The sequence below is a fragment of the Lelliottia nimipressuralis genome, assembly GCF_004402045.1.
GTDB lineage: Bacteria > Pseudomonadota > Gammaproteobacteria > Enterobacterales > Enterobacteriaceae > Enterobacter > Enterobacter chinensis.
Map to the genome: position 1 here is coordinate 1,203,976 of NZ_SOMG01000030.1, position 18,688 is coordinate 1,222,663.

17 protein-coding genes are annotated in these 18,688 nt (G+C 55.1%); 2 read left to right on the forward strand and 15 right to left on the reverse strand.

The features are described from left to right. Nucleotides 1-32: 32 nt before the first annotated feature. The 5 genes from E3U32_RS23345 to E3U32_RS23365 are packed head-to-tail and all read right to left on the reverse strand — an operon-like array spanning nt 33 to nt 5,263. Nucleotides 33-995, reverse strand: a complete 963-nt coding sequence (locus E3U32_RS23345) for a Csu type fimbrial protein (RefSeq protein ID WP_134350696.1) — start codon at nt 993-995, stop codon at nt 33-35. After that, entirely contained in the window at nt 992-3,376 is a 2,385-nt protein-coding gene (locus E3U32_RS23350) for a fimbria/pilus outer membrane usher protein (RefSeq protein WP_134350697.1), read from the reverse strand. Before E3U32_RS23350 ends, E3U32_RS23345 begins: the two co-directional genes overlap by 4 nt. Further along, nucleotides 3,352-4,113, reverse strand: a complete 762-nt coding sequence (locus E3U32_RS23355; protein WP_134350698.1) for a fimbrial biogenesis chaperone — start codon at nt 4,111-4,113, stop codon at nt 3,352-3,354. The genes E3U32_RS23350 and E3U32_RS23355 overlap by 25 nt, the downstream gene beginning before the upstream one ends. Before the next feature lie 16 nt (nt 4,114-4,129). Continuing rightward, nucleotides 4,130-4,678, reverse strand: a complete 549-nt coding sequence (locus E3U32_RS23360; RefSeq protein ID WP_134350699.1) for a Csu type fimbrial protein — start codon at nt 4,676-4,678, stop codon at nt 4,130-4,132. A gap of 12 nt (nt 4,679-4,690) precedes the next feature. After that, on the reverse strand, nt 4,691-5,263 hold the full coding sequence (locus E3U32_RS23365) for a spore coat protein U domain-containing protein (protein ID WP_134350700.1): 573 nt from the start codon (nt 5,261-5,263) through the stop codon (nt 4,691-4,693). A 429-nt stretch (nt 5,264-5,692) separates the two neighbouring features. On the opposite strand from E3U32_RS23365, the gene E3U32_RS23370 reads away from it, so the two are divergent. Next, a complete protein-coding gene (locus E3U32_RS23370) occupies nt 5,693-6,958 on the forward strand; it encodes a dicarboxylate/amino acid:cation symporter (protein WP_134350701.1) in 1,266 nt (421 codons plus the stop codon). 95 nt (nt 6,959-7,053) lie between these two features. Here the strand turns inward: E3U32_RS23370 and cheW are convergent, their stop codons facing one another. From cheW to flhD, 6 genes are all read right to left on the reverse strand, one after another. After that, on the reverse strand, nt 7,054-7,557 hold the full coding sequence (gene cheW / locus E3U32_RS23375) for a chemotaxis protein CheW (protein WP_134350702.1): 504 nt from the start codon (nt 7,555-7,557) through the stop codon (nt 7,054-7,056). Between the two features lie 19 nt (nt 7,558-7,576). Further along, a complete protein-coding gene (cheA, locus tag E3U32_RS23380) occupies nt 7,577-9,613 on the reverse strand; it encodes a chemotaxis protein CheA (RefSeq protein ID WP_134350703.1) in 2,037 nt (678 codons plus the stop codon). Between the two features lie 4 nt (nt 9,614-9,617). Further along, on the reverse strand, nt 9,618-10,547 hold the full coding sequence (gene motB / locus E3U32_RS23385; protein WP_134350704.1) for a flagellar motor protein MotB: 930 nt from the start codon (nt 10,545-10,547) through the stop codon (nt 9,618-9,620). Beyond that, nucleotides 10,544-11,431 (reverse strand): flagellar motor stator protein MotA, encoded by an 888-nt coding sequence (motA, locus tag E3U32_RS23390; protein WP_008500417.1) that lies wholly within the window; start codon nt 11,429-11,431, stop codon nt 10,544-10,546. The genes motB and motA overlap by 4 nt, the downstream gene beginning before the upstream one ends. A gap of 123 nt (nt 11,432-11,554) precedes the next feature. After that, nucleotides 11,555-12,133: a flagellar transcriptional regulator FlhC gene (gene flhC / locus E3U32_RS23395; protein ID WP_134350705.1), complete on the reverse strand. Its 579-nt coding sequence runs from the start codon at nt 12,131-12,133 to the stop codon at nt 11,555-11,557. A 2-nt stretch (nt 12,134-12,135) separates the two neighbouring features. After that, nucleotides 12,136-12,486: a flagellar transcriptional regulator FlhD gene (gene flhD / locus E3U32_RS23400; RefSeq protein ID WP_023312264.1), complete on the reverse strand. Its 351-nt coding sequence runs from the start codon at nt 12,484-12,486 to the stop codon at nt 12,136-12,138. Between the two features lie 795 nt (nt 12,487-13,281). Here flhD and uspC point away from each other — a divergent pair. Beyond that, nucleotides 13,282-13,710, forward strand: a complete 429-nt coding sequence (gene uspC, locus E3U32_RS23405) for a universal stress protein UspC (RefSeq protein ID WP_134350706.1) — start codon at nt 13,282-13,284, stop codon at nt 13,708-13,710. A gap of 15 nt (nt 13,711-13,725) precedes the next feature. Here the strand turns inward: uspC and otsA are convergent, their stop codons facing one another. The 4 genes from otsA to araG all read right to left on the reverse strand — a co-directional run bounded on the left by otsA (nt 13,726) and on the right by araG (nt 18,621). After that, nucleotides 13,726-15,150: an alpha,alpha-trehalose-phosphate synthase gene (gene otsA, locus E3U32_RS23410; RefSeq protein ID WP_134350707.1), complete on the reverse strand. Its 1,425-nt coding sequence runs from the start codon at nt 15,148-15,150 to the stop codon at nt 13,726-13,728. Then, entirely contained in the window at nt 15,125-15,928 is an 804-nt protein-coding gene (gene otsB / locus E3U32_RS23415; protein ID WP_134350708.1) for a trehalose-phosphatase, read from the reverse strand. The genes otsA and otsB overlap by 26 nt, the downstream gene beginning before the upstream one ends. A gap of 177 nt (nt 15,929-16,105) precedes the next feature. Further along, a complete protein-coding gene (gene araH, locus E3U32_RS23420) occupies nt 16,106-17,092 on the reverse strand; it encodes an L-arabinose ABC transporter permease AraH (protein WP_023336141.1) in 987 nt (328 codons plus the stop codon). 14 nt (nt 17,093-17,106) lie between these two features. Further along, nucleotides 17,107-18,621 carry an L-arabinose ABC transporter ATP-binding protein AraG gene (araG, locus tag E3U32_RS23425; protein ID WP_134350709.1) on the reverse strand — a complete coding sequence of 505 codons (1,515 nt, stop codon included), beginning with the start codon at nt 18,619-18,621 and terminating at the stop codon, nt 17,107-17,109. Between the last annotated feature and the right edge of the window lie 67 nt (nt 18,622-18,688).

Below are 18,688 nucleotides of genomic sequence, written 5' to 3' on the forward strand. Positions count from 1 at the left end.
ACTTTACATTTGAGAAAGGGAAAAGCGCGGGGTTAAAACGCCACGTCGACAATCAGCGTATCGGTGTAGGTTCCGGCGGGGGGCGTGGCCTGACTGGCCAGGACTTTCGCGGTGTAGTTGTAGGTGCGCAGTAAACCGTCGGTACTGACCTGTGACGATACCGCACTGGACCAGCGCTCGCTGCCGCTGCCGCCCCAGCGGCTACCGGTGGCTTCCTTATAGATGTCATAGCTCATGGTGTTGCTGCCGCTCACCATCCGCCGCACGTTGTTCAGCGCGTTAGCACCATTATTAATGCCGATGGTATACGTACTTCCTTTGGTACAGGTGACGGCAATCGCCTGCGAGACGGTCGGGAAACTTTGCACCAGCGGTGCGCTATTAAAGTTGACGTCCGGGGTGGTCATCGCGCTGCAGTCGTTGGTGACGTTCATATCAAGCAGGATGCTGGCTGTCGCGGTGCCCGTCTGGGGATTCGTACAGAGGCTTCCTACACCGAAGGCACAGACGCTGTAGTTGATGCTGAAGGTCAACAGCACCTGATAGGGACCGGCAGTGACGTTTTGTCCGGCGACGGTGCGAAAATAGAGCGGAATGTTGTACTGCTTTGTCCCCAGCAGTCCCAGCAAAGTATTGCCGCTCCAGGTATACGATTTACTTATCTGTACCTCGCTGCTGCTCGCGCAAGCCGATAATCCGCACAGCCGGGTGGGGATCACGTCCGTGATGGCCGCATTATCCGTGCGTTTCATGGTCGCGCGACTGTTGCCCGTCACCGATGCCGCGGTGTAGTTCAGCGTCACCGAGTCGTTGGTCAGAACGTTGAGCACGGTATCACACGCCACCACCAGCGTGCCGGTGGTTTCCACCTCCCCGGTTCCGCTGAGCGCGAACGAGGTGACGCTGCCAAACGACGCATTGACCGTATTGACGGTACACGCCGCCCAGCCGCCGCCGGAGAAGAGCAGCAGCATCAACAGCAGCAGGCGCCTCACGGCCCCTCCCGACAAACCAGCGGACCGTAGGTTTCCAGCTTGTGCTGGGGATTTGCCCCCACGGTCAGGGTGGCCGTGCAGCGTTTCCCGTCAGGCGTCATCACCTCAAGCGGGTTTACATCGCTGAGATTTTCCAGCCAGGCGATGCCGTCATACCCCACCACTGCATTGCTGCGCGAGGCACGCCGGACCTGGCTTCCAACCGGTATCGCCTGCCCGTGCGCATCCTGCAGGATGACGCTCGCTACTCGCTCCTGCTCCATGGGGAAATCGACCAGATAGCCGCTGTGACGCCGGATCGCAATTCGACGCTCGGTCTCTTTCAGCCGGGTATCGGCAGGCAGATTTAGCGTATCAATCCGGTAGCTTGCCGGGTAATACGCCGACACCCCACTGACCAGCAGATAACCGTTGCCGTTTGTTTTTCCGACGGGCTGGTTCTCATAGCTGACGGGCACATCCGGATGACCGTCGGTACTGATAACCACAAACGCATCGTTGATCTTGTTCGCGGCAAATAGCTCGCCGTCCATCAGAACAATCGCGCCCATCGCCTCGCCCCACCAGGTCATCATGTCCCTTTCGCCATAGCCACCGCCCTGCAGCTCAATATTGTTATTGCGCCAGCCCAGCGTTCCCTGCTGATAATCACTGGCTCTCGACTGGTTGGCCCACGCCATGTTCCAGCTAAACCCGCCGTCAGAGGGCATGGAGTGGTTGTAGTTGACCCGCTGGGTGCTGCCTGCGTCCGGGGTGTTTTCAAAGGTGACGGCGGCGCTGTCGCGCGCGCCCAGCGGCACCTGCAGCGACAGCGCGACCGTCCAGTCTCCCCGCTGCTGGTCCCGGCTGCCGGCGAGGTAAATACTGCTCGCGCCCCACAGATTGCGGCTCCAGGAGAGATTCAGCAGCTCCGTTTTTTGACTGTCAAAGCTCTCGACGCCAATCCAGGCCGCGCCAATGTTGCCGTACTGCCCCAGATTGAAGGTCAGAGAATACTGGTCCGTATTACGGCTAAAACTGGCGATGGGTCTGTCGTTTTCGTCATAGACCGTCGGCTGGTCGTAGAGGGCAAGATTGCCAAAGCCGCGGCCGCGACGCGTGTGCTGGGTCGCCACGCTAAACTCGCTGGTGCTGTACTGGTAACCCCAGCTGATTTGTCCGCCAGCATCCCCGCGCATGCGGCTTTGCGAGTAAGCGGTATTCACCACGCCAAGCTGCCCGAGTTTTATCACCGTCCCCGCCCCACCCAGCGCCAGCTCCTGCGCCCCTTCCGCGTGGCCCTCCAGCGTCAGCCAGTCCGTCACCCCGTAGCGATACGAGCCGCTGCCTGCCGCGGAACCGTAGTCAAAATTCTTGATGCCATAATTACGCCGCAGGCTGCCCAGGGTCACGGCGCCGTCGCTCAGCCCTTGTTTCAGCAAATCACTGGTGACGTAAAACGGTAGCGTGGTGCTCACCTGGCGCCCGAGTGCATCGGTGGTCACCAGCACCGCATCCCCTGCGCCGTTAATGTAGGGCAGATTGGTCAGGGTGAAGGGGCCAGGCTGAAGCTGGGTTGAGCCGGAGCGATAGCCATTGATAAAGAGATCGACCGAGGTGGGTACCGCGGCTTCTCCCGAGAACTCGGGCAGCGGCCATGTCACCAGGTCAGGACGCAGGGAGAAATCCCGCCCGACGCTTACCCCGCCCATCCGCACGCTGGAGCTCCAGCTCAGGGCATCACCGATCACATCCCCCACGCTCCAGCTCATCGCGTCATCTTCATTTGTGAACAGCAGAGTCGTGTCATAGCGAACATAGCCTTCCTGCTGGCCGTCGCTACCGGTGAAATTTTCCCGGGCATAGCCGGTAGAGGAAAACGAGCCGTTCTCATTGAAATAGCGGAATTCGTGCCAGAGCGAGGCCTGACCGCCGATATGCTCCGTGTGGTTGGTGTAGAAATCGTAATTCAGCAGCGCCCCGCGTCCGAAGTGCGGTTTGGTCTGCGCCGTTTGGGCGCTGAAGGGGGTAACCCGGGCAGTGACCCAGTCGCGGGGAACGGTCAGCAGCAGGCGCTGCGCGGCGCTGTCGTACTCCACCCGAACCCGGGTAAGCGAGGAGAGATTCACCTCTCCGGTTGGCACATGCTCCGGGGGCAGCCCCGCGCGCAGTAAATCGGCGCTGGAAATAAAGAAAGCGCCGTTACGCTGCGTCACCGGCACAACCAGGCCGGTATCGTAGTGGTTCAGCACAATGGCAAGCTGGAAGACTGCCTCATCGTTTATCGCCTGCGCCTGGGGCGGCGGCGGTAAACTGTCGTCGCCGGGTTCAGCCCAGGTCGCGGAACTGATGCAAAGCAGGATCATCATCGCCGGCTTCAGTTGACGGGCGTCGACTGCCATTGTGCATCCCTGGCATTAATCTGCGCGCTCATCCGCTCTGGCTGACGAACGCCAGCGGGTATCGGCCAGCTGCGGGTGCTGCCCGGGAGGACGTAACCCAGTAATCCCTCCGCGACCGTACGCTTCTGCCCTCCCTGCTCCAGCGCCACCTGGCTCAGCCTGACATGGACATCCCCCCGATTTCGGACCTCCAGCGCAGGCTCCCCGCCCGTCTGCGTCACCCGCCAGCTCAGGTTTTGGGTCTCCGCCAGCGCGTGATGCGCACCCTCTTTTATGGTCGGGATCCCCTGCCCATAAACAAACAGAGGAATGGAGTAACGCATCTGTAATTTGAGGCCAATGGTGGGTTTGGCTTTGGCATCAGGTTGGGGAATTTCATCCACAATAATGCGGTAGGCTTGTTCGACGCCTGCGGGAACCGAAGCCTGTTTGATAAGACGAATAAGCTGCTTGCTGCCAGTTCCAATCGTGACAATGGGGGGACTGGCCACCACGTCCTGCTGCGCGGTATAGCGCTCGTGCCCGTCCTCCTGCTTCCAGCGCACAATGCGCACCTGCATCGTCGTGGCGCTGCTTCCCTGGTTCTGGATCCACAATTCCGTGGCTTTGGCGTCTGCAGCAAGCCACGGATCGATTGGCCATAGCAGAATGGTGGCTGCCGCCTGCGCCTGGCCGGCTGCTGCTGCCGCCATTCCCAACGCGAACACCAGACAAACAGGTCTGAAAAATGGCTTCATCGGCACTCTCCCTTTATTACCATGACAAGGTCACGGTGAGCTGATCGGAATACGTTCCTGCCGGGCTAAACCCGGTCAGTAGCGCCACGCCAAAAAGCGGCAGCGCGATGTTATTGCTGTTGGTGTAGGTCACCGGTATTGCCTGGTTGACGCCAATTTCGCTGTTCGCGGCCAGCGAACTGCTGCTGTAGAGCCGGTATGCCACCACTTCGGTTCCGCCCGAGCGTTTCATGCGGCGAACGGATGCATAATTTTGACCACCATTGATGCTCATGCTCAGCGACACGCCTGGCGTACAGGCGATGGACAACGCCCCGTTTGGCACAAAGCCGGTGCTTACCGGCGCGCTTTCGACGCCGTTATGGGTGCCAAAATCCAGCGTACCGAAAAGTCCTCCGCTGCCCGTGGCCACCGCGCATCCCGGCACAATGGTCGCGCTGACTTTGAAGGATTGTGATGTCACCGCACTGGCCGTGGGCACCATTAGCAATCCGACGATCAGCGCAAAAATAGGCTGCACGTGTCCCTCTGCGCGTTTGCGCAGACCTGTAATAAATGCCTTCATGGCGGTGCAGGACTAATAGGTCACGCTGACGTTTATCGTGTCGGTGTAGGTTCCCGGTACGACCGTTACGCTGTTACCGCCGCCGGTAATACGCCCGTAGAGAGTGTAACTATCGACACCTCCCGCCGTTGAAGCGATCGGCAATGCGGCGTTATTAGCAACCACGGTGTTAAACCCGCTGTCGCTATACAGGCTGTAAGCCACACCCTGTGCCGCGTTGGCCGTATTGATCAGATAACGCGCAGGGGTTCCCGTCGTGCCGACAACGGTACCGGGGGCTGTGGAGTTGGTATTGCCGGTGATCGCCACCGTATAGCTGGCTGTGGTGCATTGAATGGTGAAGGTGTTTCCGCCGCTGGCGCCGCTTAACTGCGTGGTCAGGGTGGAAAATGTTGCGGGATGGGTACCGAAATCAAGCGTCCCGAAGTTAATGCCGTTTTGCGTGGGCGATCCGTTTATCAGACAACCGTTTGTCAGCGTCAGCGTCGCGCCGATGGTGCCGCTGCTGGTGACGGCCAACGCCTGATGGGCCGTTGTCGCAGCCAGTAAGGTGCCTGTGCAGATCAAAAGGAGTTTTCTTTTCATTTACCACCCTCCAGAAGACGTCTCCGTTCCCTTGCTACATTTTATTTTTGTCGTTCAAGCTGTTAGCCCCGCTTAAGGTTCCTCTGAGGGGGTTATTGAGAATTTAGTTTACGGATATCGCTTCGACCACCTGCCCCAGGACATCTAAGGCACATGTCTTATTGACTGAGTATTTTTATAAATAACAGATAGTTAAATTAATTCAGTCAGAGATTTTATTTTATCCAGAGAGAATATATCCATTAAAATGTGATCACGATCACAATATATCGTCAGCGCATTAACAACAAAATTAATAAAACTTAAAAAGGAGTTGTATCCCCCTACACTTTGCGTCAATTTATGTGCCGAATAATTTACCGCGTCGTAATAAAAAATTTATATGTATCGACGCGGACGACAACCGAAGCGCATAGAGGGTCTTTTTTCGTGGCAAGTGCAAACAAACTCACACTCTTCATCGTGATATTCATGCTGGCGGGTATTCTTTCAGGGGCAGCAATTCATGAGTATGCATCTGCGGATGCCATCAAAGCCTGGTCGGATAATATTACCCTTCTGACCGATATTTTCCTGCGTCTGATCAAAATGGTCATTGCACCACTGGTCTTCAGCACGCTCACCGTCGGCATTATGAAGCTGGGCGAAACCTCCACCATTGGCCGCGTGGGTGGCAAAGCGATGGTGTGGTTTATCAGCTCATCCGTGCTCTCTATTCTGGTAGGACTGTTTATTGTCACCCTGGAGCATCCGGGAAGCGGACTTAACCTGACGGTCCCAACCGAGGCGGTCGATACCGGTCTGGCCGTTGGGGGCATGACGCTGAAAGCGTTCCTGTCTCACACCATTCCAACCAGTATCGCAGGGGCGATGTCGAACAATGAAATCCTGCAGATTGTGGTGTTCTCGATGTTCTTTGGCATCGGTGGCGCGTCGCTGGGGCAGAAATTCAACGCACCGCTGGTAGCCGCGCTGGATGTGGTTTCCCATATCATGCTGAAGGTAACGGGTTACGTGATGTACGTTGCCCCGCTGGCCATTTTCGCGGCGATTTCGTCCGTGATTGCCACTCAGGGTCTTGGCATTCTGTTGAACTATGCCTCCTTTATTGGCGGCTACTATGTTGCCATTCTTATCACCTGCATGGTGCTGCTGGCCGTGGGTTACATGGTGTTGAAAAAAGAGGTGTTTCGCCTGGTCAGCATGCTGAAAGACCCGGTACTGGTGGCGTTTACCACCAGCAGTTCGGAAGCCGCTTATCCAAAAACGCTGGAGCAGCTGGAGCGTTTTGGCTGTTCGCGCAACATTGCCTCTTTCGTGCTGCCGATTGGCTACTCCTTCAACCTGGTGGGTTCGATGGTGTACTGCTCTTTCGCCTCGATGTTTATCGCACAGGCGTACAATATTCACCTGAGCTTCTCTGAAGTGACGGTTTTGATGCTGACCCTCATGCTGGCCTCAAAAGGGATTGCGGGCGTACCGCGCTCCTCGCTGGTGGTACTGGCGGCGACGATCCCGAGCTTTAACATTCCGGTGGCCGGCATTCTGCTGCTGATGGGGATCGACCACTTCCTGGATATGGGCCGCTCTGCAATTAACGTGCTGGGGAACGGGATTGCAACCGCGATGCTGTCGCAGAATGAAGGTGCGCGGGAAGCTGAAGCGGAAGCTGAGCTGGTAAAGCAGGAAGCGTAAGGGTATGAAAAAGCCGGGTGGCGCTGACGCTTACCCGGCTTACAAATAACTCGAACACGTAGGCCGGGTAAGCGTCAGCGCCACCCGGCTTTGTTTTATGCTACGTGGCTCGCCGCGATATCCAGCAGCGCCATCTCATCGCTGTTCAGCAGCTTCTCAATGTTCACCAGAATCAGCATACGCTCGCCGAGCGCGCCCAGACCGGTCAGGTATTCGGTCGACAGCGTGACCGCAAACTCCGGCGCAGGACGGATTTGGTCAGAGGTCAGAGAAAGCACGTCAGAGACGCCATCCACCACAATACCCACCACGCGCTGACCCAGGTTGAGGACAATCACCACGGTGTTCTCGTTGTAGTCAACGTCGCCCTGGCTGAACTTCACGCGCAGATCAACGATAGGGACAATAACGCCACGCAGGTTGGTGACACCTTTAATAAAAGCAGGCGTATTAGCGATGCGGGTAACCTGATCATAACCACGGATTTCCTGCACTTTCAGGATATCGATGCCGTACTCTTCATCGCCTAAAGTGAATACCAGGAATTCCTGCCCTGATGGCTCGCCCGCCAGCTTCGTTACATTACTCATACCGGTCATGTTTTTACCTTCTACTTAATCAGGCGGCTGTGTACGCCACACGTTGTTCACGATTTAATCCCTGAAGCGCCGACACGTCGACGATCAGCGCCACGCTACCATCACCCAGAATGGTGGCGGCCGAAATACCCGGCACTTTGCGGTAGTTGCTTTCGAGGTTCTTCACCACCACCTGGTGCTGGCCAATCAGCTGATCAACCAGCAGCGCGTAGCGGCGGCCCGCACTTTGCAGGATCACAACGATACCCTGCGTGGCCTCTGTCTTCGCCCCGTCCACCTCGAACACTTTCCACAGTTCCACCAGCGGCAGGTACTCACCGCGCACTTCAAGAACGCGCTCGCCGCCCGCCAGCGGATGCAGATCTTCCTCACGCGGCTGCAGGGATTCCATCACGGCGTTCAGCGGCAGGATAAAGACTTCGTCCGCCACTTTCACAGACATGCCGTCCAGAATCGCCAGCGTCAGCGGCAACAGGATACGAATGGTCGTGCCGGAACCCTGTTTAGATTTGATTTCAACATGGCCGCCCATCTCCTGGATGTTACGTTTCACCACGTCCATGCCCACGCCGCGCCCGGATACGTCTGTCACCTGTTCGGCAGTTGAGAAGCCCGGCGCGAAAATCAGCATGCCCACTTCTTCGTCGGTCATGTTTTCATTGACCGCCATCCCCTGCGACATTGCTTTCGCCAGGATACGCTCACGGTTCAGACCTGCACCGTCATCCGTCACTTCGATGCAGATGTTCCCGCCCTGATGTTCCGCGGACAGGATCAGATTCCCGACCGGGGATTTTCCGGCGGCAATGCGGTTTTCCGGCAGTTCGATACCGTGGTCGAGACTGTTACGCACCAGGTGCGTTAACGGGTCAATGATGCGCTCGATCAGGCTTTTATCCAGTTCGGTTGAGCTGCCCATCAGGGTCAGTTCAATCTGTTTATTCAGCTTGCTGGCGAGATCGCGGACCAGACGCGGGAAGCGGCTGAAGACATATTCCATCGGCATCATACGGATGGACATGACCGATTCCTGCAGGTCGCGGGCATTACGCTGCAATTGACCCATGCTGGTAATCAGATCGCCATGGGTGACCGGGTCCAGTTCGTTAGAACGCTGGGCCAACATCGACTGCGTGATGACCAGTTCACCCACCAGGTTAATCAGCTGGTCAACCTTCTCAACGGCAACGCGGATGCTGGTAGACTCGCTGGAGCGCGCGGCGGGTTTTTCGCCACGGCCTGGCGCGGCTGCCTCTTTTGGTACCGCTTTTAACGCCGGAGCCGCAGGCGCAACGGCCGATGCCGCAGCCTGAGCGACCACAGCCACCTCTTCTTCTGTCGCCGGGGCGTCAACCGCGGCGGTTTCAGTTTCAAAGGCAATCTGGTCGGCTTCAATCACAAAGCACAGCACCGCCACGATATCGTCCTGACCAATACCGCCATCAAGCGTCGCCGCAAGGCTGTCTTTACCTTTTACCACGTTGCTTAATGTCGCCAGGTTACCCAGCTCGTCTTCCAGCAGGTTAACTTCACTCTCTTTCAGGCGTGACAGTACAACGCGCAATTTGCCCGCCTGTGCTTCGGCAGGGGCAGACTCCTGCCCGGCAACCGCATCGACAACGCTCAGTTTTGCGGCCGGAACCACGGCTGCAGCAACCTCACCTTTTGCTTCCAGCGCGAGCTGGCGCAGCGCATTGCAGATGTATTCGAAGCTGGCGGCATCAGGCTCTGCCGAGCTTTTATAGGCGTCGAGCTGTTCCTGCATAATATCTTTGGTTTCCAAAAACAGGTTGATAATGTCGGTATTGAGCTGCATCTCACCGCGTCGTGCTTCATCAAGCAGGTTTTCCATTAAATGGGTTGTTTCCTGCAGGATGGTAAATCCAAATGTTCCGGCTCCGCCCTTAATGGAATGCGCCGCACGGAAGATGGCATTGAGCTGCTCGGAGTCCGGTGCTTCGGGCACCAAATCGAGTAAGTGTTGCTCCATATCGGCCAACAATTCGTCGGCTTCATCAAAGAATGTCTGGTAAAAATCGCTAATATCCATGCTCACGCTATCACCTCGGATTGGCTGGTGGCGATGTTGGAACGGCAGCCGAAGGAACGGCCCCAGGCTGTTTTAAATCGTCCAGTGACTCATTCTGACTTTCGGCGTTTTCATGCAGGATGGCCTGCTCCGCCTGCTGGTTCAGCACTAAAAGACTGATACGACGGTTGATGGCGTCATCCGGCCCGCGGTCGGAGAGGCGCATGGTTGCTGCCATGCCGACCACGCGCAGTACCTTGCCATCATCAAGCCCACCTACCACCAGCTCGCGACGCGAGGCGTTGGCACGATCGGCAGAAAGCTCCCAGTTGCTGTATCCCTTTTCCCCACTGGCGTACGGGAAATCATCCGTGTGTCCTGACAGGCTGACCCGGTTAGGAATGCCGTTCAGCACCGGGGCAATGGCGCGCAGAATATCGCGCATGTACGGTTCAACTTCCGCGCTCCCGGTTTTAAACATCGGGCGGTTCTGGCTATCAATAATCTGAATGCGTAACCCTTCCTGCACCAGATCGATTTTCAGATGCGGGCGCAATGCGCGCAGCTTAGGATCGGCTTCAATCAGCTGATCGAGATCGCCACGCAGTTTCTTCAGGCGCGCCTGCTCCATCTTTCTTTTCAGCTCGTCGATGTTCGGCTCTTTTTTCACCTCACCCTTCTGCTGGGTGTAATCATCGCCCCCGCCGGGGATCGGGCTTTCACTGTTAGAGATACGCGGTCCACCGGCCACCGCCGTCGCCAGCGGCGTTCGGAAATATTCGGCAATCTGGATCAGTTCTTTTGGGCTGGAGATAGAGATCAGCCACATCACCAGAAAGAACGCCATCATTGCGGTCATAAAGTCGGCGTACGCAATTTTCCACGAGCCGTGTGCGCCATGCCCGCCGCCCTTGTGCTTGCGTTTTTTTACGATGACGATCGGATGGGACTGGTTTTTCATGCGTCCTCAGTTGTCGTCTGTTGGTTTGGGTTTTTCACCGCACGCACGTGTTCTTCGAGCTCGATAAACGACGGACGCTCGCTGGAATAAAGCGTTTTACGGCCAAACTCAACCGCGATCGGTGGCGCGTAACCGTTGAGGTTAGAGAGCAGCGTGATCTTCACGCACTGCATCATTTTGGTGGTTTCCGCGCTCTTCTGGCGCAGAACGCTTGCCAGCGGAGAGATGAAGCCGTACGCCAGCAAAATACCGAGGAAGGTTCCCACCATCGCATGGGCAATCAGCGCACCCAGCTCGGCTGCCGGACGGTCTGCCGAGGCCAGGGCGTGGACAACGCCCATCACCGCGGCAACGATACCGAATGCCGGAAGGGAATCGCCCACCAGCGCCAGGCTGTTGGCCGGCACTTCAGATTCGCTTTCGTGGGTTTCGATCTCTTCGTCCATCAGCGCTTCGATTTCGAAGGTGTTCATGTTGCCGCTGATGATGAGTCGCAGATAATCGACGATGAAATCCAGCATCATGGCGTCAGCAAGAATGCGCGGATAGCTGGCAAAAATTTCGCTCTCTTTTGGGTTTTCGATATCCCGTTCAAGAGAGAACATCCCCTGCTGACGCGACTTCGCCATCAGGCGATAGAGCAGTGCCAGCAGATCCATATACATGCTTTTGGTGTATTTCGAACGACGGAACAGCAATGGAATAGCTTTCAGCGTCCCCTTGATCGATTTACCGTTGTTACCAACGATAAAAGCCCCTACCCCTGCACCGCCGATGATAATAAGTTCAGCCGGTTGATAGAGTGCTCCAAGGTGCCCGCCGGTCATCATATAACCGCCGAAAACTGTACCGAGAACTACCAGGTAACCTAATAAGATAAGCACGACATCATCCTTCCGCTAGTGACTATGGCAAGGACGTCCAGCTCGCAGCGTTTACCGTTTGCGGGGTAAAAAAAAGCAGCGGTAATTGCTTACCGCTGCTGGAATCTTGCCCACACGTTCGGGTTAAACAGCTTGTTCGATCTGTTCATCCAGCAGTTGTGGAATAATATCGGCAGCATCCCGGGAAAGTTTACGTCTTTTTACTGCGCGGGATGGAGGCTGACATAAACTACAGGCGAAGCTGCCTGCAGGCTGGTGAGCATGGGTAATGAAATTGCCATCGCAGCAATTGCAGCGCGACAGTTCAAGCATTCCGCTCTCAACAAAACGCACCAGCGTCCATGCGCGGGTCAGCGCCAGCAGAGGACCTTCGTCCTGCTGTGGGCATTGTTCAAGGTAAAGTTTGTACGCTTTGATCACGGCATCAACGCCGCTACACAAACCGGTTTTGAGAAGATACTGCCAGGCATTACAGAACATGGAAGCGTGAATATTCTGCTCCCACGTCATAAACCAGTCGGTAGAAAACGGCAGCATGCCTTTCGGCGGGGGACTACCACGTAACTCTTTGTACAGTTTGATGAGGCGACCACGGCTCAACTGAGTCTCGCTTTCCAGCATTTGTAAACGAGCACCCAGTGTAATCAGCTCCATGGCCAGCTGTATGTCACGCGCTTCCTGAACAATGCTTTTCTCGCTCATTGCTAGGCCCTTTTCTTACGGGCTGCGTCATCAGGCTGGCTGATTTCGTTAAGCAAGCGAGTGGAGAGAAGAATACCGGTATGGATCTGTTGAAGATCGTCAACACGGGACTCCTGCGTCAGACGCGTTATTGTCTGCGAATCATCGAAACGGAACTGGCAAACCAGTTGATTCGTTTCAGCCAGTTTAACCATCTGCGGGAGGGTTAAACCGCCCAGCATGGTTGCCATCTCTTCGTTAATACCCAGACGAAACATCGCGGACGCCTTGTCCTGACTAATCAAACGCTGCGCGAGCAGTAAATACGACAAATTGATGTCATAGATATGTTTTAGCAACTCGGATGTATGCATTGTTCCCATCCCGAATAACCAACTATTATTTTTATGCGGAAAGACCGCACCCCGTGATGTCGCCGGGAAATCACCCGGTATAAAAAAGAAAAGGCTAAATGCATAGTTGAATTTAGGTTTGTATTCACTGAAACGTGTAAGAGATGAAACGCGAACGCGTCTCTTACATGATTTATCATTTCTTACAAATAACTAAGATTTTTCCTAATTCGACGCAAACTCTACTCGTCAGTTTTGACACATACAATCCAACCACCCTCAAATTTAAAAAAAATGTGATCCACGTCACACAATTTAAGTGAATATGACCCATAAATCCATCAGTATGACTTGTAATTTGTTCATTTTTTAACCTGTCAGCACTGTTTTGTATTCTTAATTGACGAATACTCATGCAGAAGGGTGATCCGAACTGGCATGCATCGTGCTTTTCCTGCTGTAAGCGCCGCGCGGAAACATTCACATCAAACACCTCTCCCGGAAACATTTTTCTTACCGTGAAAAAACATATAGTTATGCAGGTAGCACAAAAAAACTGTTTCAGTTCGTGATCATTCGAAATGGTTTTGTAACATACCTAAACGATTCAACAGTGAAAGCGGGAATTTGTGTGATTTACGTTAAGTTGTTAATTTTTTTCATTTAGGCGCATTTTTCAGTTATTCTTCTTATAAGAATAATTAATGAATAATTATGATAAGCTTCACACTAATGTCGTAATCCGCTCTTGCAGATCCAGGCAATTCGCGGTAATGGTGATCAAACGCTGTCTGTCAGACACCAAAGGAGTGCGCCATGAGTTACTCCCATATTCTTGTTTCTGTTGCAGTTTCTCCCGAAAGCCATCAACTCGTCGCACGGGCAGTCTTCATTGCCAGGCCCCACAATGCCCGTATCAGCCTCATCACTCTCGCGGCAGAACCCGAGATGTATAATCAGCTGGCCGCCCCGATGCTGGAGGATATTCGTGAGGTTCTTCAGGAGGAAACACAGCAATTTCTGCGAGAGTTAGTTGAAAAGGCACAATATCCTGTTTATGAAACCGTTATTGCGACGGGGGAACTTAACGCCCATATTCTCGATATGTGTCGTAAACACCATATTGATTTGGTGATATGCGGAAATCATAACCACAGCTTTATATCGCGCGCAGCCTGTGCGGCGAAATCGATTGTCGCGTCAAGCCAGGTTGATGTGCTATTAGTGCCGCTTGGGGGGCATTAACCCCCCAGTGGCAAATCAGGCTAGTTTAGGAAAGGTCGCGATCTTTTTTTGTAGATCGCCTTCATGACTTTGTGGGGCGATATTACGGAGATCCTGAATAAAGCGCGCCTGCCAGTGATTAATATCGTTCTTACGGATCGTCTCCATCATTTCAGCATGACGGGAAATACGCTCCGTGAGCGGCATCGTCAGGGCACGATTCAGCGCGTTTGCCACGTCATCCCTATCGTAAGGGTTAACGATAAGCGCCGACGTGAGTTCATTCGCCGCACCGGCAAACTGGGAAAGCACCAGGACGCCCGGGTCAGCAGGATCCTGGGCCGCCACATACTCTTTCGCGACCAGGTTCATCCCATCACGCAACGGCGTGACCAGGCCCACATCCGCATAGCGGAAGACCTTCATCAGGATCTTACGGTCAAAATGCTGATTCAGGTAAAAGAGCGGCGTCCAGCCCAGCTGGCCATAACGGCCATTAATGCGCCCTGCTTCGGTCTCCAGCTGATGGCGAATATCCTGGTAGGCCTGAACCTCACCGCGCGACGTCGGCGCTATCTGGGTATAGCGAATCTTACCGTGATGCTGCGGGTATTTATCCAGCAGCGTCTCATACGCCTGGAAGCGTTCCGGCAGCCCTTTGGAATAGTCAAGACGCTCTACCGAGAAGATATTTTTCACGTGCTTGAGTTCATTCTTAAGCTGCGCCAGTTTCGGCGGCAGCGGGCCGGAAGCCTGTTCCGCGATTTCGTCAGGCTCAATCCCTATCGGATACACTTCGGTGTGGAAGGTTTTCCCCCACGCCGTATGGGTTTTCCCGCCTTTGGTCACCAGACGCGCTTTTCCTGACACGGAGTCGAGGAACGCGAGGCGGTCATTCTCGGTCTGGAAGCCCAGTAAATCGTAATCACACAGCGCCTCCAGCAGCGCTTCGTGCGGCGGCAGTGCGGTAAAGATTTCCGGCGTCGGGAACGGGATGTGCAGGAAGAAGCCAATCCGGTTATTTACGCCCCTTTTTCGCAGCTCTCTGGCGAAGGGCAGCAGGTGATAATCGTGGATCCATAAAATATCGTCTTCCTCGATTAAAGGCAGCAGTTTATCTGCCAGCAACGCATTCACGCGTGAGTAGCCTTCAAACGATTCCCGCTGGAATTTGACCAGGTCAAGACGATAGTGAAATGCGGGCCACAGAACGGCATTAGAGAACTGCGAGTAATACTCGTCATAGTCTTTCTCTTTCAGCGCAAAAGAAGCCCAGGTAATATTTCCGCGCGTCACTTTTTTGAGCGGTTTTTCTTCTTCACTGATTTCACCACTCCAGCCAAACCACAGCCCACCAGCAGCTTTTAAGGCACCTAACACCCCTACCGCCAGGCCACCCGCGCTGGCTTTTTTATCATCCGGCGGTGCAATTCGGTTAGAGACGACGACTAAGCGACCCATAATGGTTTCCCCCTTTGTTTTGCGCTATTTGTTGTTGTTGCTGGTTAGCGATGTCAGATATCCACTTCCAGACGCTGGCGACATCCGCCAGCCGCCATTCGGCGACAGTGTCACCAGGCCCCACCTTGACGGCTATCCCTCCGGCCTGATTCACCACACGAAACCCGGCCTCGTCGGTCAGGTCATCCCCAATGAAAACGGGCGTCCGCCCTTTGAAAGGCGGTGTCGCCATAAATGCGGCAATGGCCGCGCCTTTATTAATCCCTTTCGGTTTTAACTCCACCACGCACTTGCCGGGCTGCAATGCCAGCTGTGGATGCGCATCCGCCACCGACTGAGCCAGTGCAAGCACGGCCTCTTCATGCTGCGGTGCCTGACGATAATGCAGGGCAAAAGCCATACCTTTGGCTTCCAGCTCGGTGCCAGGCAGCGCTTCCAGCGCAGCAGAAAGCTGCTTCTGCAGCGTTTGCGTGAGTGCGGCGGGGAGTGAAACGATATGCGTGTGATCATGGATGTCGCGGCGCTCCGCTCCGTGTACACCGGCCAGCGGAAAGTGGTAAGGACTGGCGAGCATATCCAGCTCGGCCATTGAGCGCCCTGATATCAATGCCAGTGCTCCCTCATTCATAAGCGAGAGCTGATGCAAATCCTGTAATACCGCATCCGGAATAGACACCTGATCGGGGTGCGGCTTTATCCCGGCGAGCGTGCCGTCGAGATCAAAAAAGAAAGCATAATGTCCGGGCAGTACAGGCGGTGCGGTTAACATGTCAGCCACCCTTTTCCTCCTTACGGTTTACTGAGAGGTAAACGCCTTTACCTCTTTCATAGCCATGTAAGTATAGACAGTGTGACGTCGCTCGCCATTTGACAACCGCCCCGCCAGTTTTACTGGCGGGGCGGTTAAGGGGTCAACTAAGGTTATAAGTTGAGCAATAAAAGGCGGGAAAAAGGGTTACACGGTACGCTTCGCTTTTTGCTTGTAACGGTCGAAAATCACGGCTGCGAGCAGGATCAGGCCGCGAACCACATACTGAGAGAACGGCGAAATATTCAGCAGGTTCATGGCGTTCTCTACCGTCCCTAAAATCAGGATACCGGCCACCACATATGAGATTTTTCCGATGCCGCCCTTGAGGGAAACGCCCCCTAACACGCAGGCCGAAATGACGATCAGCTCATAACCGATAGAGGTCATGGGCTGGCCGCTGGTCATACGCGAAGCCAGAATAATCCCCGCGGCGGCAGAAACCAGCCCTGAGAGCACAAAGATAATAATCTTGGTTCGCACAACCGGCACACCCGCCAGACGAGCGGCCTCTTCATTCCCGCCAATCGCCAGCGTGTTACGGCCAAAGGTGGTCCGGTTCAGCAGGAAGCCGAACAGGATCAGGCAGGCCACGGTCAGCCAGATAGGCGCAGGCAGGCCCAGCCAGTTGGCGTAACCCAGCGTAAAGAAGCGCTCGTCTTCAATCCCCACCGCTTTACCGTCGGAGATGATATAGGCCAGCCCGCGGACAATTTGCATCGTCGCGAGCGTGGTGATCAGGGCATTAATCTTCAGGCGAGCGATAACAAAACCGTTCACCAGACCGCTGATGACGCCGAGTAGCAGACCGGCCAGAACGCCAATCCACAGGCTCTCCGTCATGTTGATCACCACGGCCGTCGTGACGCCCGCACAGGCAATCACCGACGCCACCGACAGGTCAAAATCGCCGGAGGCCAGGCAGAACAGCATCCCGCAGGCCACCATCCCGGACATGGAGATGGCCAGCCCCAGCCCCTTCATATTAATGAAGGTGGCAAAATTAGGGACAAAGATGGCACAGGCGAGGAAGAGTGCGGCAAAGACCACCAGCATGCCGTACTGATCCCAGATACGCCCAAAACTTAACGCCGACTTCGACTTCGGCACTCCGGATGTAGTAACAGAGGACATCATTAACTCCTTACTCAGGCGACAGCCTGGCTGACTTTAGGCATGGCGAGGTTCAACGCCTGTTGTTCATTCGCCTGTTCATGAAGTAATTCACCGGCAATTTCGCCTTCACGCATCACCACAATGCGGTCGGCCACGCCAAGCACCTCCGGCAGATCGCTGGAGGCGAAGAGCACCGCCACGCCGCGTTTTGCCAGCTCATAGATCACGTTATAAATCTCGTGCTTTGCCCCCACATCGATACCGCGCGTCGGCTCATCCAGTAAAATGACCTTCATATCCTCTGACAGCCAGCGACCCAAAATGGCCTTCTGCTGGTTTCCGCCTGAAAGATTCATGATCAACTGCTCTGGACCCGGCGTTTTGATATTCAGTGAGCGAATATGGTGGTCGGCGTTGCTCGACTCCCAGCTATCGTTTATCAGGCAACCTGCGCGAATAAACTTGCGGCGGGCGGAAATGTTGATGTTGTCGCGCACCGAATGCACCGGAATAATGCCCTCGGCTTTACGGTCTTCCGGGCAGAGCATCATCCCCGCTTTTATCGCGTGGGCCGGTTTCAGGATATCTACCCGCTCACCGTCAATGGAGACCTGCCCATCGGTAATGCGGGTACCGCCGAACAGGCCTTTCATTAATTCACTGCGCCCCGCGCCCACCAGACCAAACAGCCCGACGATTTCGCCGCTGCGTACAGATAATGAAACCGGCGCACGCACGCCCGGCGCCTTGACGTTATCCAGACGCAGGCGTTCAGGCCCGTATGCCCGCGGCTGCCAGTGATAAATATCACCCAGCTCGCGCCCGACCATCGCCTGAACTAGCTGGTCATGGTTAACCTGCTCCATGTCGGTAAAGGTGCGCACATAGCGGCCATCTTTAAATACGGTAATAGCATCGCTCAGGGCAAAGATCTCTTCCATACGATGCGAAACATACAAAATCGTACGGCCTTCCTGACGCAGCTCGCGGATCACGCGGAACAGATTGTCGATTTCACGCGCAGAGAGCGAACTGGTGGGCTCATCAAAGGCAATAACTCTGGCGTTACGCGCCAGCGCCTTAGCAATTTCAACCATCTGCCACTGGCCGATGGAGAGATATTTCAGCGGGGTCTGAGGATCGACATCCAGACCCAGGTGTTTGAGCTGCAGCCCCGCTTCATAATTAAGTAGCGAACGATTCACCACGCCGCCTTTGTGCGGGAGCTGGCCTAAATAGATATTTTCCGCCACGGTCATCTCAGGGATGAGGTGCAGCTCCTGATAGATAATGGCAACCCCGGCATTGAGTGCCGCCGTGGTATCGGCAAAGGTCACCTCTTCGCCGCGAATAGCCAGCGTGCCGGTTGTTGGCGCGTAGTTGCCGCTGAGAATTTTTAACAGCGTGGATTTTCCCGCACCGTTTTCCCCCATCAGGGCGTGAACCTGGCCGGCATAGCAGTCGAAGCTGATATCGGTCAGCGCGTTAACACCGGGGAAGGTTTTCCCGATGCCGCGAAAAGAGAGATACGGATCAGACTGTCGCATAACGTCTCCGTGATTCCTGTAGTGTGTACGTCTGGCCCCTCACGATGCGTGAGGGGCACAATCACAG